This is a genomic window from Clostridium acetobutylicum ATCC 824 (assembly GCF_000008765.1).
In the GTDB taxonomy this organism is placed as follows: domain Bacteria; phylum Bacillota; class Clostridia; order Clostridiales; family Clostridiaceae; genus Clostridium_S; species Clostridium_S acetobutylicum.
Genome location: NC_003030.1, coordinates 2,620,946 through 2,644,288, shown reverse-complemented (window position 1 = coordinate 2,644,288; position 23,343 = coordinate 2,620,946). Strand labels below are relative to the sequence as shown.

Here is a 23,343-nt window from a genome sequence, read left to right as displayed (position 1 = left end):
GGAAAACCTACATAATAACTATGATTTTGTAAATTATAACTATTGTTTATGATTATCGTATAGAATAGAGCATTATATGACATAAAAAATGCGAGATTATCAACAAGAAAACGTTGTCTTAGATACTAAATTGTTTTTTATAATAACGATAATTCATAATAAAAAATTGACAGCTGATGGAATTTAATTTAAAATGATAATGGTTATTAATATTGAAAAAAATTTAATTTAATTCAAATTCGTATTAACTTTTTAAAAAAGACATAATTATTATACAGACGTAAGGGTGGTTGAATGTTATTTAATTTAAACGAGTTTCTAATGGCTGTTTCGCGTGCATTAGATTTTGTTGAGATAGATATAATAGGTGTTACATCTAATCACAGCAAGAGAACAGCATATATTTCATTAAGAATTGCAAAAGAACTTGGTTTAGGAATAGAACAATTACACGATATAGTTGCACTTGGAATTTTACATGATAATGGAGCAAGCGAGAAAGGCTTACAGGATAGAATATTGTCAAGCAAAAACAAGTCGATAAACTTTAAGAGCTTTGAAAGGATAAAAGAACACTGTATTATAGGGGAGAATAATATAAGTGAGTATCCATTTTTAACAGATGTAAAGAATGTTCTTAAATATCACCACGAAAATTATAATGGCACCGGTTTCTTTCATCTAAAGGGAGAACATATACCTCTTTTATCGCAAATAATTGCCATATCGGATATTATAGATAGAAGATTTCGTTTGGATAAAAATGATGAGGAAATGCAAAAAAGGATAGTTAAATTTACAGAGGAAAGTCGTGATAAGCTTTTTTCCTCAAGAATGGTAGATGCATTTATAGAAGCTGCTCAAGATCAAAGTTTATGGAGAAACTTAAAAAACGATCGGTTAGAGGAAGCTTTAAGGCATGAGCCTCCTCAGTATAGAATGGAGCTTCCAGTAGATGAGATAAGAAAAATAACTGGTGTTTTATCTAAGATAATAGATTGTAAATCAGAATATACTCAAAGACATTCCAGTGATTTGTCGGAAAAAGTAGAAATTATGGCTGATTACTATAAAATGAGTCATGAGGAGAAGCTGAAGCTTATAATTGCTGCAGATTTGCATGATATAGGAAAATTGGCCGTTCCCAATAGTATTTTAGACAGTCCTAAGAAGTTAACCAAAGAGGAGTTTAAAGAAATAAAAAAGCATCCTTATTTTACCAAGTTGGCACTGCATGATATAACAGGTTTTGAGGAAATAACAAAATGGGCCTCAAATCATCATGAAAGGTTGAACGGAAAAGGGTATCCTTTTGGTAAGGTTGCTAAAGATTTAGATTTCAATGCTAGGCTTATAGCTTGTTTGGATATATATGAGGCACTTACGGAAAACAGACCGTACAGAAAGGCACTTAGTCATGTGGTTGCCATGAATATTTTAAACAATATGAAGGATAAAGGCTTTATTGATGCTAGGATAACTAATGATATAAATTATGTTTTTAGTAGATTAGCGTAGGAAAATATATTTTATATTCGATAACGATAACGGAAATTAGATAAACTTTAAAACAAAAAGTTCTGCATACAGTTGGTGTGCAGAACTTTTTTACCTTAAATGAATAAAAAATTAAATTACGCTAAATATTTCGTTGAAAAAAACTGCAATAACCATATAAAAAATAAAAACATATAAAGTATTTTAGATATTTTGACGATACATGTAAATATGTGAACTAATTTAATGATAATGCATATTTATCAAACTAATGCATGTACTAGAAATTAAATTAGGTTATTCTACAATTACTAAGGTGTTGTAATACATAAGATTAATATTTGAAAATTAGGGGGAACTACAATGAAAAAGAAGAAAATCATGGCTTTAGCTATGGCGGCAGCTCTTACTGGAGCTAGTGTAATTAATATTTGTTCAAGAGGTGTAAAGGCGGAATCTTTACAAATAATTAATAATGTGGGAGTTTCTTACCAAGCACATGTACAAAATGTAGGTTGGCAAACTGCAGTTACAGATGGAGCTGAAGCAGGAACAGATGGAAAAGGTTTAAGAGTCGAGGGATTAAAATTAAGTTTGACAAATGCACCTGTGGGAGCTAGTATTCTCTATCAAACACATGTACAAAATGTAGGCTGGCAGCCTTGGTTTTCCGATGGACAGGAAGCAGGAACAGTTGGAAAAGGCTTAAGAGTTGAGGGATTAAAAATAAAACTAAACAATATGCCTGGATACAGTATTCAGTATAGAACACATGTACAAAATGTAGGCTGGCAGAACTGGGTATCCGATGGAGAGGAAGCAGGAACAGTTGGAAAAGGATTGAGAGTTGAAGCTTTAGAAATAAAAATTGTTAAGATTTCAGACAACTCAACTGTAGGTGTAACGTATGCTGGGCATGTACAAAATGTAGGGTGGCAAAATGAAGTTCAAAATGGTCAAATATCAGGAACAGAGTCAAGAGCACTTAGACTTGAAGGCTTAAAGATGAATCTTGTAAATGCACCTGTAGGAGCAAAGATAGATTATCAGGCACACGTACAAAATATAGGTTGGCAGGCACCTGTTAGTGATGGAGCTGAAGCAGGAACAGACGGAAAAGGACTTAGAGTTGAGGCATTTAAAGTAAAACTTGAAAACTTACCTGGATTAAGTGTTCAATATAGGGCATACGTGCAAAATATAGGTTGGCAGGATTGGGTAGCTGATGGACAAGAAGCAGGAACAGATGGTAAAGGGCTACAAGTAGAAGCTGTAGAAATAAGAATAGTTAATGCTGCAGGAGGTGTTACTCCAGCACCAGCGCCAACAGCACCAACAACGGAAACAGAACCAACAATACCAACAGCGCCAACAACGGAAACAGAACCAGCAGGAACAACGACAGCAGGAACAACAACGACAGTAATAACACCAACAGGAACAACAACAGTAATAACACCATCAGGAACAACAACAACAGGAACAACACCAACAGATATAGGAGCAATATATGTAGATGATTAATGAATTCAGTATCGTAAAACGGGTTTGCTTTGCTACATAGTTAACTTGTATTTAGTATAAACACAAAAAGGAGGATTCAACAAACTAGAGCTATAAATGTCTTTAGCAGTTGAAGCCTCTTTGTTTTTTATAATTTAAATATTTTGAGTATAGGGAGCTACAAGTAAAGCGGCCATTGGATTTAATATATGAATAAGTTTTAATTTAATTATAAGAGGAGGAAGTTAAGTGAGAAGTAACAATATAGTCACTATAACATTTATAGCTGTGATTATTGGTATTAGTATGCTTTGTTTTAAACCATCAGTTGCATATGCAGGAGCTGTGGCAGATGTAGGGGTTTCTTACACAGGACATGTGGAAAATATAGGTTGGCAAAATCCTGTAGGTGATGGAGAAGAGATAGGAACAGATGGGAAAGGCTTAAGAGTTGAGGCTTTAAAATTAAGTTTAACCAATGTACCGGTGGGAGCAAGCATTCAGTATGAAACGCATGTTCAAAACATAGGATGGCAAGCATGGGTGGCTGATGGACAAGAAGCAGGGACAGATGGTAAGGGATTAAGGGTTGAAGCGCTTAAAATAAAACTTAAAAATATGCCTGGTTATAGTGTGCAGTATAGAGCACATGTTCAAAATATAGGTTGGCAAGAGTGGGTAGCTGACGGACAGGAAATAGGAACAGATGGTAAAGGACTAAGAATTGAGGCTTTGGAAGTGAAAATTTCTAAGATATCGAACAATTCGACTATAGGTATAAGCTATTCTGGACATGTACAAAATGTAGGATGGCAGGATACAGTTGAAAATGGACAGATATCAGGAACAGAAGGTAAATCTCTTAGAGTGGAAGCTATAAAATTAAATCTTGTAAATGCTCCAGCTGGTGCAAAAATTGATTATCAAACACATGTACAGAATATAGGTTGGCAGACACCAACAAGTAATGGATTAGAGGCGGGAACAGATGGAAGAGGCTTAAGAGTTGAAGCTCTTAACATTAGGTTGGAAAACATGCCTGGCTATAGTGTTCAGTATAGAGTACATGTACAGAGCATAGGTTGGCAGGACTGGGTACATGATGGATTAGAGGCAGGAACAGATGGAAAAGGTTTGAAAATTGAGGCCTTAGAGGTGAGAATAGTTAAAACGGCAGATGGGAGTACACCTATTTCAGAGGAATTTTCACCAGTAACATCACTTAAGTTTACTTGGGCTAAAGTGCGAGATGCTGTGCTTAATGCTGATTTTAAAAGTAGCTTGTTAACAGAGACATTTAGTCCTAATGGAACACCTGATATTGGAATAACTTATAACAGTAACAATGGTGTAGGGACAGATAATGATGTATTTTATATAAGTGATGTAAGTCATTCCGATTATCCGAGCATGGATATTGAATTGACAACGATCGGAAGTGACAGTACAGATTCTAATGTCATAAATGGAATAAACCATGCATATTCAGTTCTTTCAAAAGCAATTTTCGGAGGTCAAGGGACTGAAATTGCAAACATAATAAATGACGTGCCTGTAAGACCACTAACTAAAAATGGTTCTACTATATATTTACCTAAAGTAACATTTATAGGTGAAAGAAGAGTATTTGCCACTCAATATGGTTCGTTCATTAGTGTATTTATTTCAGCAGATAATGATGATACGGATATTTGGCAAACTGTAAGAAGTCTTACTGGGGCAGATCGAGCTGGAGTAAGCAATAATGAACTTAAACAATATATACCGGAACTTAGTAAATATTAAAATACCAAATTCACATCTTATTTGAGGTGTGAATTTTTTATGTCAAACGTTTTATAAATTATGGTTTTTATTACATTGGTTTTAGGTTAAGTGGTATAATTTTACTTAAAAGGATTCTAAAAATATTTGGAGGTTACTATGAAAACTATAATTAGACAGCCACAGTTGTACAGATTTCTAAAATATTGTAATGAAAGCAATTTAGATAAAACAGTACTTGATTGTGGGGCTGGAGGAGATTTGCCACCACTTTCCATTTTTGTAGAGGATGGCTATAAAACTTACGGCATAGAAATAAGCGATCTACAGCTTAAGAAAGCTGAGAACTTCTCAAGAGAGAATAATTTTAAGCTTAATATTTCTAAAGGAGACATAAGGAAACTTCCTTTTAAAGATGAATCCATGAGCTTTGTTTATTCTTATGGTACTATTTTTCATATGAGAAAGAATGACGTTAAAGAAGCTATAGATGAGATAAAGAGGGTTTTAAAGCCTGGTGGTCTTGCATGTATAAACTTTCTTACAACAAAAGATGAGAGGTACAATAAGGGAGAAAAGATAGGAGAGGGAGAGTTTTTACAGCTGGAGAGAGGAGAGAAAGTTATTCACAGTTATGTTAGCTTAGAGGAGGCTGATAAGTATTTTAAAGACATGAAGGTACTGTTTAAAGAGGATAGAGTAGTTGAAAGAATAAATGATGGATTAAAAATAAAACAAGGATATGTAGATTATATAGCAGAGAAATTCAGTAAAAGCATATTATGATTATAGTAGTTGTTTCATTAATTATACAAGTGAGGGGGAGTAACATGATTTTTGAAGGCGACGGTTTTTATGTAGATTTAATAGGAGATGATGATTTTGGTGAGATAACTTCAGTTTATAATTCTAATAAGGGCTTTCTTGCAAGACATATAGGAAAGTGCATAGTTACAGAAGATTGGGTAAAGAGTGAAGTGGACTGTATGAGAAAACTACATTTTTCTTATTGTAAAATAGTAGAGAGCTCTACTGGAAAACTAGCTGGAATAATTGAATTTAAAATAGAAAAAGAAACATATCTATCGCTTTTAATGCTTAATAGTGAGTATAAAAGTAAGGGCTGCGGTATAGAGGTATACAAGGCTTTTGAAAAATACGCTAAAGAAAGAGGAAGTTTGTGTATAAGAATAGATGTGGTTGCAGGATATAACGATAAGGTGTATTCATTTTGGAGAAGAAACGGATTTATGGAATTTAAAAATGCTAAGTTAAAATGGGGAAAAAAGATTTTACCTGCGGTGATTATGAAAAAGAGTTTGTTATGAGAATTTTATCATTAAAGGTAAAAGTGGATAAATATTTATTTGTATAATGGAATACGAATGAATTTATTTTATAGGAGAATAGTACATGGAAATAAGAGAGATATCATATGAAAATAGAGAAAGTATAAATAAGTTTATAATGTGTCATTGGTTTTCTTTAAACATGGTTGTTAGAGGAAAAATGGTGAATATGTCTGAATTATCAGGACTAGTGATGTATGAAGGTAAAAATATATTGGGATTGCTTACTTATAAGCTTTGTAAAAATGAAATGGAGATAGTGTCCTTAGATAGTTTAAGAGAAAAGGAGGGTATTGGAACTGCACTTGTGAATAGAGCGGTGAAAATAGCCTCATGTTTGGAATTAAATAAAATAAAGTTAATTACAACAAATGACAATATAAATGCACTTAGATTTTACCAAAAAAGAGGCTTTGATATGGCAAAACTTTACTTGAATTCCGTTGATAGTGCAAGAAAATTAAAGCCTTCGATTCCAATAAAAGGCAACTTTGATATACCTATAAAACATGAAATTGAGTTTGAAAAGATTTTAAAGTAGTGTTTTAGTGAGGAAATTTTAAACAAGAAGAGCTTGGAAAAATATTGAGTTATTTTTAATAAATATTATGTTTTTTATGGTAAATTATGAGCGAATTATTTAAAGAGGGAGTTTTAACTATGAGTTTTAAAGTAATGGGTGTTACAGCTGGAAGAAAGGATTCAAATTCCGAAATTTTATTGAAAGAAGCTCTTTTAGCATGTAAAAATCAAGGTGCAGAAGCAATGATGATCAACTTGAGAGATTACAATATATTAGAGTGTACAGGGTGTACAGCCTGTACACACGCTATGACTAAAGGAAAATATGTAGGATGCAGCTTGGATGGAAGAGACGATAAGAAGACTATAATGGATATTATGTTAAATCAAGATGCAGTTATATTTTCAGCACCTACATATGATTTAATGCCAACAGCTACATTTTTAAAGTTCATGCATAGAAATTTAAGTTATGAATCTTCATTTCTAGAGGAAATAGGTGAAGTAGAGCATAGAGATAGAATTGGAGCATTAATTGCAGTTGGAGGTTCAACACGTTCCTGGCAGTCGATGGCGCTTGAGGCTATGCAGGCAACTTGCTTTACAAATGATTTTAAAATTGTAGATATGCTCTTGGCAACCCGTGTGCCTGCGCCAAAACAATGTTTACTTAATAATAATTTAATTAAACGTGCTCACCAAGTCGGAGAAAATATAATGAAATCCTTAAATACAAAGGTTGAAGACAGAAAATGGTTAGGTGATGAGAAAATGGGATGGTGTCCTAATTGTCATTCCAATGCACTTATTTTGGGAGAGCCTCAATGGGACGGACTTTATTTTCCTATAGAGTGTCAAGTGTGTGGAGCAGGTGGAGATTTGCAAAAAACAGAGGATGGAAAGTGGAAGTTTGTTATTGCTGAGAACGGTTTGTGTCGTGATAGAACAGATATTAATGGGAGAGCTTGCCATGGAAAAGAGATTGCACATACGCAAGGAGGGTTCTATACTGAGGAGAATTTATCAATTGTCAAGGAGAAATTTGCCAAGTATAAGGATTTGGAATTTCCGTCGATTAAAATAGAAAAGTAAATATTTCTAAAATTCTATACAGGTATATTATTTATAAAGGTGCTGTAGATTAATAAAATTAGTTTGCAGTACCTTTTATTTTATCTAAAATGTATTTGTGAAAAGATTATTTTAAGGATACCTTTAGAATATTTTCTATATTATCAGTTTTGTTTTTTAGAAAACTTAATAGCTTGTAGAATTTAAATAATTAAATGTAGCTCTTTAAGATAGTTGAAATAATATGATGAGTAAAAAGTAAATATAATTATAAATTTATTAAATTGATATTTACGCTGTCTACATATAATACCAAAATAAGTTATGTTTATACAAATTACCACCTTTTATTGAAAATAAATATAAAGAAAATGGAATATGAGGCGATAACTACTTTGACAAAAATATTCTTTTTTTGACATGAATAATACAACATTGAGTTTATATACAATTATATGAAACATATTCCTTTAGTGTAGGAGGTGTTACACTGGTATCAAAAATTTTCAATTTAAACATCTATAAGTATTTTTTCGTATCGTGTTTTGTAAGCATTATAGATTTTATAATATCGTATTTACTTTATAGATTATCTGGAATGACATATATGGTAGCTTCCAATACAGGCATAATCATTGGATTCTTAGTGCAATACTTTCTGTGCTCTAAATATATATTTAAAAATGACAGAAATCTGGGTTCATTTTTTGTTTACGTTATGACTTTTATTAGCGGAATATTTTTATCAGATTTAACGCTTTGGATTTCATATGACCGGCTCGGTATATATTTTACAATTTCAAAATGCTTATCTATGGCAACACCTTTTTTTATTACTTATTTTATTAGACAAGGGGTTTTTGGTAGAAGAGGTTAGGGGGAAAAAAATGAGAACAGGTTATAAGTTTAAGTTTTATCTTAATGCAAGGCATGTAGCAATTATTGATGGAAGAGCTTCTAATATACATCCGCATACTTGGGAATTGTTAATAAATGTTGGAGCAAAAGAGGATTATACCATAAGTTTTGGAGAGGTTGAAAAAGAAGTTCAAGCATATTTGGCTAATTATGAGGGGAGTTTTTTAAATGAAAAAGAGGAGTTTAAAGACATAAATCCCACTATGGAAAGTATAGGAAAAGTACTTATACCATATATCAAAGATATTATTAGTAAAAAGGAAATGAAATTTATTTCTATGGAGATTAGTGAGAATCCTACAAGAACATATGTAATCGAAGAATAATAGAGGTGAAATACATGGATAAAGTAAATGAAAAGATTACAAATCCAGATAAGATACCTCATAGGAATTTAAAAAAGGATAAGTTGATTTTTGTTAGAAATCTTATTATTCTATTTATTTTTTCCTTAATTACATTAGTAGCTATAAATAGAAACGGACAGTATCCATGGGGTTCTGATACGTATGGGCACCTTTATAAAGCCAATATTTTGTTTGACAGTATAAAAAAGGGCACGCTTTTTTTAAACTACGATAGAAATTGGTATAACGGTGTGCAGCCATATAGGTATTGGGCTCCATTTCCATATTATATTTTAGCAGTAATTAATATGTTCACTAATAATATGATAACTACTTTTGATGTTTTTGTTGAACTTGTATTTATGGTTGGAGGCATGGGATGGTTATTTTGGGGGTATTACACTAGAAGACAGAATATAGCTATTGTACTGGCTATCTTATGGTTTTTTATACCGGATAATCTAAGAGTGTTATTTTCAGAGGGAAATATACCATTTGTAACGGTTATATCAATATCACCAATGGTTTTCTTCTATTATTATAAGTCCATGATGGGAAAGAAAATAAGGGACTATTTAAGATTAGCTATGCTCATGAGCATTTTGACTTTAACACATGCTATGATTTCTGCGATTGTTGGTATGGCACTTTTTATAGTAGGACTAGCCTATGCAATATCAAAAAAAAGATATTATGAAAACATTATTTCTTTAGTTTATGCTCTTTTGGGAATGCTCTGTTCAAGTTTTTGGCTTTATCCTGCTTTAAAGGGAGGAATAATGTCCATAGATAAGGGAGCTGTTTCGGACGTAATGCAAAGTTTAACGTATCCTTTGACGGTTTCCTTAGATCCATTATTGAGGTTTAAGGATATTGAGATGTATTACTTTGGTTTATCCTTTGGAATTGTAATATTGTTTGGAATACTATTTGCAACTAGAAATGAGATAGCGCCATTTGTTGCAGCTTTAATTATACTTGTTGGTACTACTAAAAGTGCATTGCCTCTTTTAGTGAAACTGCCAATGAATCAGCTTTTTTGGATGAGAAGATTTACTGCTTTTGCCATAGCGATGATATTTATAGGTCTTATTACATGGATAAAACTTAGAAAAAGTATCCTTATTATTATACTTATAAGCCTTGTTGTGGATTCTAGTGCTTCTTTTTATATTTTGGGCTACAACAGACCGTACCCTGGGGATATTGCAAAAACAATAGATATAGCGTGTTCTATTGCAAAGCAAAGAGTTGGAGTTTTAGATAATTCAACGTATGGCTCTTTTCCAACCTACTACATCTCCTATAATTCGGTTAATGGAGTTAAGCAGCAGGTTTATGGATGGGCATGGCAGGGAGCTACTACAGCAAATAATATTGTTACGTTAAATACGGCTCTTGAAAATCACTATTTTGGGCTTATGTTCGACAGAGCTTTAGAGGTAGGGGCAGATACTTTGGTGATAAGGAAAAGACTTATTACTAAGAAAAGTCAGTATAAGGAATTAGATAAGTATGCAGCTAAAGTTGGATATGTTAAATATACTGAGAATGATGATGCCATGATATATATGTATCCAGTTAAAGGCACATTTGGAACTGAGGTAAATTATGAGGGTATAGCAATTGGAAGTTATGCCTCAAATATAACTTACTTATTTCCTGAATTTGAGGTTGGAACAAAACCTTATTTTGATGATTATACCTATGGTGAATTAAAAAATAAGAAAGCGGTATATTTAGCAGGATTTAAGTACAGAGATAGAGATAAGGCTGAAGAATTGTTTTTAAAGCTTTCAAGAAGTGGAGTAAAGGTATTGATTGATATAACAGGTATGGAAGACTCGGGTTTTCTAAACGTGACGGGGCAGCCTATTGTAATCAAAAACAAATTTGATGAGCTTTATTTTAATGGAAATAAGCTTAATACAGCCAAGTTTCCAAGTGATTATCCAAGCTGGAATGCAAACTTTTTAAATGGGGTCAATAACAGAAAAGATTATGTTGTGGTTGATCATAGATTAATCAAATATGTAGGAAACAAGGATAATAAGAATCTAACCTTTATTGGACTAAATATTCCTTATTTCGTGTTTTTGACAAAGGATGAAGGGTTGATGAAAGTTTTAGAGCAAGCTCTTGATATGAAGAGTTATGAATTGCCAAAAAGAGTAGTAAAGGATGTAAAAATTCAAATTAAAGATAATAACATAAAGGTAAAGGGCAGTAGTAAGGAAATTGTTCCAATAGCAGCATTGGATTCTTTTGTGAAGCTTAAAGGAAATTACAATTCTGAGAACAATTTAATTCATTTAAAATCATCATCAGTTGAGGTGAAAATAATTTATCCTCATATGGGAGTAGGAATAGTGATTTCTATTATTATCATAGCATTAACAACAGCGTTATCAATATATATAAAGTTAAAAAACAAGGATATGTTAGAAGAGGGAGATGAGTAAATGGGCAACTTAGATTCCTTAATAATAGTAACAATAATATGGATTTCAATTTTAGTGCTGTTCAAAAATTTAAAAATGGATTTTTTTGAGTTTATAACAGGGAGTCTTGGTATATTCACTATAAGTATGGTGTTTTTTATGAATCCTTTAGAGGTATCTCTTAACAGATGTGTTTCAACGGTTTTATATACTATAGGACATTTAACTGGGTATTTTCAAGTATTTATAGAAAATTCAATTATTTCATTAGAAACTAAAGGCGGTGCTATATCAATATTTATTGATTACGAATGTTCAGGCGTAATAGAAATGCTTGTATTTACATCACTTATATTATTTTTTCCATTTGGAACAAGGTTTCGTAGAGTATTTTATATAATTTTCGGCGATATATACATTTTTTTATCAAATATAATTAGGGTTTTGTTCATTATAGTAATAACTAAAACTTTTGGAGTTAGCTCTTATTATATAGCACATACGCTTTTATCTAAAATTTTATTCTTTGCGTTTATGATTATACTCTACTTTTATGTTTTTACATCTACTCAACTTAAATATCAGAATGTGGGGGAAATTAGATGAAACAGCAGCTTATTATACAATTGCTTTTCTGGGGAATTTGGCTGGTGATTCCTCTTATTGTAGATATAATCGGTGGAGTAATCGGTGCAATATTCATAACCGTAAGCTATTTTAGAAAGAAAAAACTTGATATAGGATATTTGCCTGATATTACAATACTTATTCCTATATATAATTCAGAAAACACTTTGGAAAATTGTCTTAATTCTGTAATAAATCAAACCTATCCAATTGAAAAAATATCAGTGATGCTCATTAATAATGGCAAAAGAGATAAAGCGTACAATGTTTTTTGTTCCTTTCAAGAGAGAAATCCAAGACTCAAGGTGTGGTGGCTTGATTCTTCAAGTGGGAAAGCAAAGGCTTTAAATAAGGGGATTTATATGGCAAATGGAAAGTACATTATAAATATAGATTCTGATGGTGTTCTTGATAAAGAGGCTATTTTAAAGGTTGTTGAGAAGTTTGAAACTAATCCTGATATTTGCGCAATGACTGGTGTGGTTCTAACTGATCCGGAGCTTATTGAAGAAACAAAATTGAAAAATTTAAGATTAATCCAACGCTGTGAACTTTTTGAGTATATAGAAGCATTTTTAATTGGAAGAGGCTTTCAATCACAAGTAAATATGATGTTTACTTTAGCGGGAGCTTTTTCCTGCTATAGAAGAGAGATTATAATGAAAACACAGCTTTATAATAATGAAACTCTCGGAGAAGATACTCATATGACATCTCAAATAAGAGAGCTTCTAGATGGAAAAATAGCACTTTGTGAAGAAGCGTTTTTCTATGTTGATCCAATAGATGACTTAGACAAGCTCTATATACAAAGACAAAGATGGCAAAGAGGTCAAATGGAGGTTTCAGCCCTTTTTAATGAAATTGCAAACAAGAATACAAAGAGATTTATAAATGTTTTGAAAGTTACAATTATTAAAGATCATTCTTTAGTTTTTCCTAGATTCATATGGATATTTGCAATGATGTATTTAGTTTTCTTGGACTATCCTTTGACATTGGTGGTTGGTGCAAATCTTATTTTATATATAGTTTATGTCATAACATCTACAATTTATTTTTTTATTGCAAAGTTGTTTTTGAAGGAAAAGAAGCAAATTAAGGATTATGTCAATAAACACTGGTACATTATATTACTTCTACCTATATATAGGTTTGTGGTTTTTTTCATCAGAGTAGCAGGGATAATAAATGCTGTTGAAAAAAATGCCTCCTGGAATACAAAAACCTTTTCACAGGAAAGGGAAATTGTGGATGTAAGACTTAAGAAAAATTTAAGTTTATATTACAGAATTAAGGGGTGGATAAATAATGGGTAAAGAGAATTTATATGTAGTTCTTCCTAGTTATAATGAAGAAGCTAACATAGGAAAACTAATTAATGAGTGGAATGTTCAGTTTAAGGATTTAGAAGCTAGAGGAATTAAGCTCGAAATTATCATTGTTAATGATGGAAGTACTGACAATACTTTAGCTGTTGCCGAGGCCTTTAGTAAGCACAATGACAATGTTGTGGTGATAGATCATGGTGTTAATAAAGGACTTGGAGAAGGTTTAAATACTGGTATAAATTATGTTTTAAGCCAAAAGCAAAAAGGGTATATGTGTTTAATGGATGGTGATATGACCCATGAGCCTAAATATATTTTTTCCATGTTAGATAAACTTCAAGAGGAAAAATTAGATTGTGTAATTGCATCTAGATATAGAAGGGGGGCTAAGGTAGAAGGATTATCACTATTTAGAAAGTTCCTATCTTTTGGTGCTAGAGTACTTTATACCATAAGACTTGGTATACCTAATGTGAGAGATTATACTTGTGGTTACAGACTTTATAAAACTTCTGTACTTGAGAAGCTTCATAAAGTTTATGGAAAGAGAATTGTAAAGGAAACAGGTTTTGCTTGCATGATGGAGCTTATAGTTAAGGTAAGCAAGGAAAATTTTAAAATAGGAGAGGTACCTTTTGTTTTAAAATATCAATTAAAGGGTGGAGAAAGCAAAATGAAGGTTGGAAAAACCATAAAAAGAAGTTTACTTTTACTTAGAGTATATAAATAATGTAATAATTTTTTATTTGGTGGTGTGAATTTTGAAGAAAAGGCTGCTTATAATATTCTTTTCAGTTATTATAATATGTTCATCCTGTTCTACTGCGTATGCTGCTGCTAGTAATCAATCTACAGGAATAACTTTAGATGGCAGCTTCTACGATTGGCGAAATATGCCTGGTGTGTTTTATGCAGAGTATGACTCATCCACTTATTGGGTAAACTATATAGAGGTTAAATATGTTTCATCAAAGGATTATCTTTATTTATTTGTTGATAGAACATATGCATCAAGTTCATCCTATTGGCACTTCTCAGTAATTATGTTAAATGCCACAAAAGGTTTTACAAATCATCAATATCCTCAATTTGATGTTACTACAAACTATAGCTGGTATTATAGTCCCGTTGTAAATGTCAGTTTTAATGGGACAAGTATAGAAAGTACGTATTCTGCATCTGATAATAGATATGCGGTTGAATTTAGAATTCCATTAGCTCAAGTTGGACTTAATGGTGTTAGTAAACAGGTGCAATTTTTAATAAAAGCCGATCCTAACCCATACGTTTATGGAGGCTATCTAAATTATAGTCCTCAAATAACAGTGACTACAGGTCCAACACTTTGGCAGCTAAGTTCAATTATAGCTTTTTTAGGAGTTTCATTTCTAGTTTATAAAAAGCATAAAAGAAAAATAAAAGAAATAATTTAAAATATGAGGTGGCTTTAGCGAGAGAAGTTAAGGACACCTTTTTGTTTAAGATATTAAAAGGTTTTTATTATATTTATATTATAATAGTAACAATTAGGAGAAGATAGCCAATGAAAACACCATAAAAATTTGGGACTTGTAATAGAAGCTAAAAAGATAAAGTAGTATAATTATGATAATATTTATATATAGGAGGTTTTAACATGATGATAATTGGAATTAATGGAAGCCCAAGAAAGAATGGAAATACAATAGAAATGCTTAAAAGTGCACTTGATGGTGCTAAAGCACAGGGGGCTGAGACTGAACTTATAAATCTTTATGACTATAACTACAAAGGCTGTGTTAGTTGCTTTTCCTGTAAATTAAAGGGAGGTAGAAGCTACGGAAAATGTGCATTAAAGGATGATTTAAAACCTATACTTGAAAAAATAGAAAAGGCAGATGCGTTTATTTTAGCATCACCAATATACTTTGGGATGGTAACTGGGGAAATGAGGTCCTTTATGGAACGTTTATTATTTCAGTACTTAGTATATGATAAAGATCATTCTTCTCTTTTTAATAGAAAAATAAAGACAGGCTTTATATATACTATGAATGTTCCAGAGACTTATTTGGATAGTGTAGGGTACAATAAGCTATTTGAGAGTAATGAAGCTACTCTTAAGAGGATTTTTGGAGCTTCAGAGTATATTTTAAGCACGGATACCTATCAGTTTGATGATTACTCAAAGTATGAAGCTTCTATGTTTGATGTTGAGGCAAAAAAGAAAAGAAGAGAAGAAGTTTTTCCAGAAGATTGTAAAAGAGCATATGAAATGGGTGCAAGCTTTGTTAAGTAACAAGGGAGTGATTTATACTCTTACTTAATAGGTTATGAAAACAGGAGGATAAAATTATTTACGGTGAAAAACAAAAGAAAAAATTTGAAAAAGATTACTGTATTCTTTAATAATATGATGGAGTTTGCAGAAGGTTTTATAGAAAGAAAAGTTAGTGATAACCTTAAGCCATACCCTGGTGTAAATGAGAATAGAGAAGCCTAATTCGGGTAAGGGTCAGGCTTCTCTATTATATATATTTAATAAAAGGGGTTCGCTAATTTAAAATTCCAACAGACTTAAAGGCATTACATACCAAATTTATTTTTTCTATTTCCATATAAGTCCTATGCCTCTATTTTGTGAACAGCGTTTTGTTCAATTAAAAGCAGTGCCTTTGGAGATTATATCATCATTGTATCTTATTTTGTCTAGTATTTTGATAACACTGCCGTTTTTAGCATCAACTAGAACCTCCCAATTTGCTATATGAGGGTCTGTATAATGTATGTTTACGCTGTAAACTAAAATAGCTGTAGCATTTTTAATTATAACTTGCTTTTCAGCTTTTGGCTTTTCTAATAAGGTTTTATAATTAAATTGTTTTTCAGCTATTGATATTGCGTAATTAGGTGAAATGTCATGAGTGTTTTCTAAAGATAGAGGCTTTTTGTAATATTTATTAACTGATCCTATTATATTTTTTACAACACCATTTTTGTCTAGGTGAAGTATAATCTCACTTCCACGTATAGGAATATTATTTAAAGTTTGTATTGCTTTGACTCTTGTAAGACCAAGCTCATCTTTATTAATCGAAAGTATTTTAAAATTACTTTTATAATTCACATTAAGGAACATAGATTTATTTTTTTCTAAATAATCTAAAATTGACTTATCGTTAATTTGCAACTTTCCTGATAAGCTTCCCTTGAAAAAAATCTTGCTTTTTTCATCTTGGTAAGGAACTTTTGTCTTTTTTCTAAAAGAAAAATTCTTATCTGTGGTTGACATTTGTGATGCAAGCACATTGTTAAAGCTTCCTAAAGTGGATAAAATGATTGTGGTAAGTATAGTAGAAAGTAATTTGCATTTCATAAAAGCCTCCTCCTTTCGTATGTTATTTTGTTAAATCTATAACATAATTATGTGATAATTATATTATTTAAAAAGTTACATGTCAACTAATTGATAAATAGTAAAAAAGTTACTATAGTGATATTCAAGTGAAAAGAAACGTTTACACGGCTTTAAAGTACAGAGTTTGCCATTATATACCTATATAGCATGACTATATAAGAATTGTCTCAAATGATGAAAATTAAATAATGCATTGTAATTCGTAGATAAGATGTAATATGAAATAAAAATTTGGAAAAGTAATGATAATTTTGTATATACTAGATGGATAAAGTTATAAAATATTGTGGAAATGAAAATATCAAAATTAGCATTATATTTCAGAAAGATATACCCTATTACATAATTGTAATAGGGTAAGAGTGTTTTAGTTATACCTAGAATTAATAGTTATCGCTATTTGAAGAAACACCAACATTATCAAAAGCAGAGTCTACAGCATTTGAACCAGAAGAGCCGTATAAGTCAGAAGCAGCTGATTCTAAAGCATTTCTTGCAGAAGAAAAATCTGCATCTGAAGTTAAGTAATTAGTAAGGGCCCTATAGTAAATATGTGCTGTTTTGTTAGTTCCAAGTGATTTTGCAACTAAGTAAGCTGCCTTGTTAGGTATACCACTGTTTGTGTGAACACCACCGTTATCATCACTTGTATTAACATAATTATTCATGTTATCTGGTTGATCATAAAGAGTTGGATTGGCAAGACTTCTTAATGCTCTGTGAGTTGTATTATTTAGAAATAAACCGTCTCCTACAACCCAATCGGATGCGCTAAATGCCCAATTACCGCCATTTTTAACATTGTACTTATCATATGTTTGTATTAAAACTCCAAATACATCAGACATAGATTCATTTAAAGCACCAGATTGATCTTCATAATTTAAGTTTGCAGTATATTGAGTTACACCATGAGTAAGTTCATGTCCAACAACATCAAGATCTCCTGAGAAATAAGTGAATTCACTTCCGTCACCATCACCATAAACCATTTGACTTCCATCCCAATAAGCGTTGTCATAAGATTGTCCATAGTGAGCTGTAGAAATTATGTTCATACCATTTCCATCTATACTATTTCTCCCAAGCACATTCTTGTAAAAGTCATAAACTACACCAGCATAATAATGAGCACTAACCTCTGCCTTAGCAGCTTCATTAGTAAAAATATTTGATTTACTAGTAACTAAGGTTCCAGGTTCAACTTCTCTATTATTAGCGGTATAAGTTTTTATTTTTCCTGTCATTGCTTTGGTTGTATCTATAAGCTGATATGTGCTTCCAGTAAGGTATAGGTTAAGAGGTTTTGATGTTCCGTCAACTGCTGTTCCTTTACCAGTTGCAGGTCCGTCATATTCTATTTTATCTAAAGTTCTAACTATTTTTCCAGAGTTGGCATCAATTAGAACTTCCCAATTTGCTATATCAGGGTCGTTATAATGAATGTTTACACTGTAAACTGTAGTAGCCACTCCATTTTTAACTATAACTTGCTTTTGTGCTCTAGGTGCTTCTACCAAAGATTTAAATGAAAATTGTTTTTTTGCTATAGAAATTGCTTGAGTGGCTGTAACCCCTTGGGACCTAGCTGCAAATAGAGGTCTTTTATAATCTTTATTAACAGCTCCTATAATATTTTTAACTACACCATCCTTGTCCAAGTGCAGTATAATTTGACTTCCACGTATTGGTGTTCCATCTACTGTTTGAGCTACTTTAACTTTTGTAAGTCCTAATTCATCTGTGTCTATAGATAGTATCTTAAAATTATTTGCTCCACTTACATTCAAGAATTGAGACTTATTTTGTTCAAGATAGGCTAAAATAGATTGTTCATTAATTTGTAATTTACCAGAAAGATTTCCATGCAAAAATACATTTTTCTTTTGATCCTCAAAGTCATTTGCGATAACCTTAGAATTTGACCTTTTTACTGAGTAATTTTGTTTAACTGATGGTTTTTTAGTAGCTAAAGTTTGAGCTGAAACTGAGCTGAAACCACTTATGCTGGATACAACAGCAGTGGTTAAGACTAAAGATAATAGTTTCTTTTTCATAAAATATTCCCCCTAAGTGCATTATTTTATTAAATTTGTAATTTAGTATATAATAATTATAATATTTGTAAATAAAAAGTGTCAACTGTTGTTAAATAAGCAAAAAAGCTTGTTAAAAGCATTAATGTAAAAATAACCGTTTACATCTTACAGAAAGAGGGGTTTTTCTTGTGAATAACTATTATGTTTGCAATTGGAAATAATGTATTATTATGATAAAATTTAGAGTTGTATAATCCATTTTTTGTTAATATGGAGCGTAAAATAAATCTTAGAAAATCGTTATACAGGTAATATACTAAGAACATATTTTTACAGGAATAAAGACATTAACGCAATAAAACAAAGTAAACCAATATGTAAATAAGGAAAAGTTGTAGGGAGAAGAAAAGTTTTGTAAAAAAAATATTTACATTTAATTTCTAAATATAAATATAAAAAAGTAAAGAATAGTTAATTGGTTAAGAATTTAAATACAAATATTTATGGAAGTTTGATGGTATGTATAAAATTGTAAGATGAATTTATTTGAAAAATAGAGTGGTGTATTTGGAAGAATATAATTAGGAGAAGGGAGGTCTATGAAGGTAATAGTTTGTTAGACAATGAAGATAAAGCCAATATCTTCATTGTTAGAAATCATATTAATATAAGCATAGAGGTTAAAATAAGAAAATTTTAACGTACTGCTGTCATATATCGGTTATATAAATTAGAACATTCCTGAACACAAGCTAAATACAAATTTCGTATTTTTTCATCTCTGCACAATTTTATATAGCTTTCACTTTGAAGTATTGATATTAAAGGCTTCATTTTCCAATAATAATAAGAATCTGTATCTTTAGTTAAAATGTTTTTATATTCGTTAAGTATTTTTGTATAAGAATTGTCAATCAAACGATAGTTGCATTTAGATAATTCAAGGCTATAGAAAGTACTAATTTCATTAAATAAAAATTCTCCATTATTATATTCTTCTCCGCCACAAAAGCAATTATTTACTGGTGAGTAATAGCGGGGGCCGTCTTTATGTTCTACTCTTTTAATAGATAATTTATGCCATGACATAACTTCTTTATAGAGATTTCCTAGCACACTTTCGTTTGAAATGAATTTTTTATCATATTTCAGTAGGCAATTTAAAATTTCTATTGTAGTTTCCTTTTTTTGAAGATTTGTAATAGAACACCAACATATATAGTTACTATCTAATCGTCCTATAATGCACACCTCTTGTTTTGGACTTACATATACATCAAGGGAAATATCTTTATTTTTTACATCATAATTAGGCATGATGCTGTTAATTTCATTAATTAAATTATACTTTTCCATGTTAGGCATTTCACCCTTTCATTTCCACTAGTTTCTTTATTATATACATTATTTACTTTGAAAAGCAATATAAATTTTTGTTAAATATGTTTCGTTATTTATAAAAAGTTTTATATGGATATGTTATAATATTTATGTATATAATTGTCAGTGAGGATAGTAATGAATAATAATTTTAAAAAAGTACTTATGTGTTTACTCGGCGTTGGTATTTATATATCAGCGGTAACGTTCCCTTCAAAAATATATGCTGATACTATACAGAAGAAAATATCACGCAACAATAATGATTCATTTACTTTGCCATCATCTCAAGGATTAAAAGGAATTCATAATGTTTCGTATGATCACTATTCGTTGATGATTGATGGAAAAAGAATTTTTCTTTATTCTGGTGAGTTTGATTATTGGCGTTTACCAAGTCAATCTGGCTGGATGGATGTTTTAGAAAAAATGAAAGCAGCTGGTTTTAATGCTGTTACCATTTACTTTAACTGGGGTTTTCATTCTCCTAAACAAGGGAAATACGATTTTTCTGGAATTCGCGATGTTGATAAACTCCTTACTATGGCACAAAAGATTGGGTTATATGTAGTTGCAAGACCAGGTCCATATATTAATGCAGAAACTGACGGAGGAGGATATCCAGGTTGGTTAACAACACAGCAGGGAAGAGCGCGTACTGCTTCACAAGATTATACTGCTGCCTATGAACAATGGCTGAGTGCTATTGATCCAATTATTGAAAAGCATCAAATTACAAATGGAGGAAGCGTAATTTTGTACCAAGTGGAAAATGAGTATACAGGTGGAGATGCCTTGTATATGCAGAACATTAGAGACAAAGCACGTAAGGATGGAATTAATGTACCAACTTTTCATAATGACAAAAGTGGGCCAAAAGGAAGATGGTCTAGTGGAACTGGTGCACCAGATATGTATGCATATGACAGTTACCCTGGACTAGCGGCAATTCCATCATATTACGGAGATCCGCGTAAATTTGCACCAAATAGTCCAGTGTTTTTAGCGGAACTAGGAGGTGGGTGGTTTGATCCTTGGGGAGGAAAGAGTTACGCTATACTTTCTAAAAATTATAATGCTAATTATGAAAACGTTTTATACAACCATGTTGTATCTGAAGGAGCAACTATGATGAGTATTTACATGACTTATGGTGGAACAAATTGGGGGTATTTGCCTTTTCCAGGTGTGTACTCTTCCTATGATTATACAGCGGCAATAAGTGAGAGCCGTCAGCTTGGATCAAAGTATAATGAAGAAAAGCTACTTGCAACTATGTACAGAACGCTTACCCCTCTTACAAAGACAGATCCATTAACAACCATAGAAGCTCCAAGTAATCCTAATTTATTAGCTAATGCAATTGAAAATTCGGATACAAAAACTCAGTTTTATATACTGCGTCATAGTAATGGTTCCTCAATTAGTAATGATAATACGACTTTGAAAATTCAGAGCGCAGATGGCATTTATATACTTCCACAAGAACCTGGTACATCAATCAATATAAATGGACAAGAATCTAAATTTATAGTTGCTAATTTTCAACTTGGGTCAGAGCATTTAGTGTATTCAACTTCTAATTTATATACTTATGTTACACAAGGAAATAGAGACACTGCTATTTTTTACGGAGGACAAGAATCGGATGGTGAAACAGTTCTTCGTTATAAAAATCAACCTAAAGTGACTGTTTTATGTGGAAATGTAAAGTCAAGGTATGATTCTGTAAGTGGAGACCTACGCTTAAATTATAAACATGATGGAAGTATTTCACGTGTAATGATAAAAGATGACAACAAAGAATTAATGCTGCTTTTTACAACGGATATAACGGCTCAAACGTTCTGGTGTGAAGATACTTCTATAGGAGAGATTTTAGTTAGGGGACCTTATTTGGTAAGATCTGCATCAATACGTGATAGAAATAAATTAGAACTACAAGGTGATACTGATAAGGCATCAGATATAGAGGTATTTGCTCCAACGTCTGTCAATGAAATCAAGTGGAATGGTGAAAAAGTTAAAGCATTACAAACTTCTTATTTATCATATACTTTTTCTCTGTTATCGCCAGAACAAGTATTAATTCCAGTTATTACAAATTGGAAGTACTCATATGAAACTAATGAAGCACAGTCAGAATTTGATGATTCATCTTGGATAAGTGCAAATAAAACAACTACAAATAATCCGGTAAAGCCTTTAACCCCAACTGTATTATATGCAGATGATTATGGTTTTCATCACGGAGTTGTTTGGTTTAGAGGACACTTTAAGGCAAGTGGAAAAGAAACAGGAATTATTTTAGATGGAGAAGGAGGAACAAATGGAGCATATGCTGTGTGGATAAATGGTTTTTACTTAGGTGCTTCATTAAGCGGAATTAAGAATTTTACATTTCCTAAAAATGTTTTAAAAACAAGTGATGACAATGTCATATCAGTGATGGTACAGAACATGGGACATGATGAAGATGGTGGATGCAAGGATACACATAAAAGCCCACGTGGACTTGTGCAGGCATCGCTTCAAGGAGATACAACATCAATTTTCTGGAGTATTCAAGGAAATAAGGGGGGAGAGACTTTGATAGATCCTGTTAGAGGGGCAATGAATGCGGGTGGATTATATGGTGAAAATAATGGTTGGACACTGCCTAATTTTCCTGATAAACCATGGAAACAAGTAACACTACCAGACAATGGAAAGCAAAGAGGAGTAGCACCAGGAGTTTCGTGGTATAGAACTACATTCAAGTTGAATTTCCCCAAAATGAGCGATGTTCCCCTTGCACTTTATATAAAGGATAATAATACTAAAAACTATCGTGCTTATATTTATGTAAATGGATGGCTTATTGGTCAATATATAAATAGTTTGGGACCTCAGAATTTATTTTCACTGCCCTCTGGTGTATTAGATCCAAATGGTAAAAATACTATTGCTATTGCAGTTTGGGCATTAGATAATAATTCAACAGGACTTGGAGAAATAATTTTACAAAAGCTTGGTAATTATTCAGGTGGTGTACCAGTTAAAATGAATGATAATCCGAGCTATAAAGATGTTTTTAATAAAAACTAAGTATCAACTAATAGGTAGTATATTAATAATAAAAATATTAACAATATCAATACTTAATGAATATAATAAA

Annotated in this window: 19 protein-coding genes and 1 pseudogene; 17 read left to right on the top strand and 3 right to left on the bottom strand. The window is 31.7% G+C overall.

The window, feature by feature from the left end:
• Positions 1-294: 294 nt before the first annotated feature.
• The 16 genes and pseudogenes from CA_RS12980 (at position 295) to CA_RS12905 (ending at position 15,852) form a co-directional block, all read left to right on the top strand.
• A complete protein-coding gene (locus CA_RS12980) occupies positions 295-1,518 on the top strand; it encodes an HD-GYP domain-containing protein (RefSeq protein WP_010965827.1) in 1,224 nt (407 codons plus the stop codon).
• Positions 1,519-1,860: 342 nt separating this feature from the next.
• Positions 1,861-2,787, top strand: a pseudogene (locus CA_RS12975) (chromophore lyase); the annotation flags it as partial.
• 519 nt (positions 2,788-3,306) lie between these two features.
• Positions 3,307-4,785 carry a chromophore lyase gene (locus CA_RS12970; protein ID WP_341271491.1) on the top strand — a complete coding sequence of 493 codons (1,479 nt, stop codon included), beginning with the start codon at positions 3,307-3,309 and terminating at the stop codon, positions 4,783-4,785.
• Positions 4,786-4,923: 138 nt separating this feature from the next.
• Positions 4,924-5,550 carry a class I SAM-dependent methyltransferase gene (locus CA_RS12965; protein WP_010965824.1) on the top strand — a complete coding sequence of 209 codons (627 nt, stop codon included), beginning with the start codon at positions 4,924-4,926 and terminating at the stop codon, positions 5,548-5,550.
• Positions 5,551-5,594: 44 nt separating this feature from the next.
• Positions 5,595-6,092, top strand: a complete 498-nt coding sequence (locus CA_RS12960; protein WP_010965823.1) for a GNAT family N-acetyltransferase — start codon at positions 5,595-5,597, stop codon at positions 6,090-6,092.
• An 85-nt stretch (positions 6,093-6,177) separates the two neighbouring features.
• Positions 6,178-6,654, top strand: a complete 477-nt coding sequence (locus CA_RS12955; RefSeq protein WP_010965822.1) for a GNAT family N-acetyltransferase — start codon at positions 6,178-6,180, stop codon at positions 6,652-6,654.
• 119 nt (positions 6,655-6,773) lie between these two features.
• On the top strand, positions 6,774-7,727 hold the full coding sequence (locus CA_RS12950) for a flavodoxin family protein (RefSeq protein ID WP_010965821.1): 954 nt from the start codon (positions 6,774-6,776) through the stop codon (positions 7,725-7,727).
• A 424-nt stretch (positions 7,728-8,151) separates the two neighbouring features.
• Positions 8,152-8,583 (top strand): GtrA family protein, encoded by a 432-nt coding sequence (locus CA_RS12945; protein ID WP_341271490.1) that lies wholly within the window; start codon positions 8,152-8,154, stop codon positions 8,581-8,583.
• Between the two features lie 10 nt (positions 8,584-8,593).
• Positions 8,594-8,950: a 6-carboxytetrahydropterin synthase gene (locus CA_RS12940; protein WP_010965820.1), complete on the top strand. Its 357-nt coding sequence runs from the start codon at positions 8,594-8,596 to the stop codon at positions 8,948-8,950.
• A 14-nt stretch (positions 8,951-8,964) separates the two neighbouring features.
• Complete coding sequence (locus CA_RS12935) at positions 8,965-11,433, top strand: 6-pyruvoyl-tetrahydropterin synthase-related protein (protein WP_010965819.1); 2,469 nt, start codon at positions 8,965-8,967, stop codon at positions 11,431-11,433.
• Entirely contained in the window at positions 11,434-12,018 is a 585-nt protein-coding gene (gene xrtG / locus CA_RS12930) for an exosortase family protein XrtG (protein WP_010965818.1), read from the top strand.
• Entirely contained in the window at positions 12,015-13,358 is a 1,344-nt protein-coding gene (locus CA_RS12925; RefSeq protein ID WP_010965817.1) for a TIGR03111 family XrtG-associated glycosyltransferase, read from the top strand. Before xrtG ends, CA_RS12925 begins: the two co-directional genes overlap by 4 nt.
• Entirely contained in the window at positions 13,351-14,100 is a 750-nt protein-coding gene (locus CA_RS12920) for a glycosyltransferase family 2 protein (protein WP_010965816.1), read from the top strand. The genes CA_RS12925 and CA_RS12920 overlap by 8 nt, the downstream gene beginning before the upstream one ends.
• Before the next feature lie 31 nt (positions 14,101-14,131).
• On the top strand, positions 14,132-14,803 hold the full coding sequence (locus tag CA_RS12915) for a hypothetical protein (RefSeq protein ID WP_010965815.1): 672 nt from the start codon (positions 14,132-14,134) through the stop codon (positions 14,801-14,803).
• Positions 14,804-15,006: 203 nt separating this feature from the next.
• Positions 15,007-15,648: a flavodoxin family protein gene (locus tag CA_RS12910; protein ID WP_010965814.1), complete on the top strand. Its 642-nt coding sequence runs from the start codon at positions 15,007-15,009 to the stop codon at positions 15,646-15,648.
• Between the two features lie 63 nt (positions 15,649-15,711).
• Positions 15,712-15,852, top strand: a complete 141-nt coding sequence (locus CA_RS12905; protein WP_158306567.1) for a hypothetical protein — start codon at positions 15,712-15,714, stop codon at positions 15,850-15,852.
• Between the two features lie 153 nt (positions 15,853-16,005).
• On the opposite strand, the gene CA_RS12900 is transcribed toward CA_RS12905, so the two are convergent.
• From CA_RS12900 to CA_RS12890, 3 genes are all read right to left on the bottom strand, one after another.
• Positions 16,006-16,725 (bottom strand): PepSY domain-containing protein, encoded by a 720-nt coding sequence (locus CA_RS12900; protein WP_010965813.1) that lies wholly within the window; start codon positions 16,723-16,725, stop codon positions 16,006-16,008.
• 425 nt (positions 16,726-17,150) lie between these two features.
• The gene (locus CA_RS12895) at positions 17,151-18,824 is read right to left on the bottom strand and encodes a M4 family metallopeptidase (RefSeq protein WP_010965812.1); all 1,674 of its coding nucleotides are present in this window, start codon (positions 18,822-18,824) and stop codon (positions 17,151-17,153) included.
• 678 nt (positions 18,825-19,502) lie between these two features.
• Positions 19,503-20,162 (bottom strand): hypothetical protein, encoded by a 660-nt coding sequence (locus CA_RS12890; protein ID WP_014518989.1) that lies wholly within the window; start codon positions 20,160-20,162, stop codon positions 19,503-19,505.
• Between the two features lie 162 nt (positions 20,163-20,324).
• On the opposite strand from CA_RS12890, the gene CA_RS12885 reads away from it, so the two are divergent.
• Positions 20,325-23,273, top strand: coding sequence for a beta-galactosidase (locus tag CA_RS12885; protein WP_010965809.1), 2,949 nt, complete (start codon positions 20,325-20,327; stop codon positions 23,271-23,273).
• Positions 23,274-23,343: the final 70 nt, after the last annotated feature.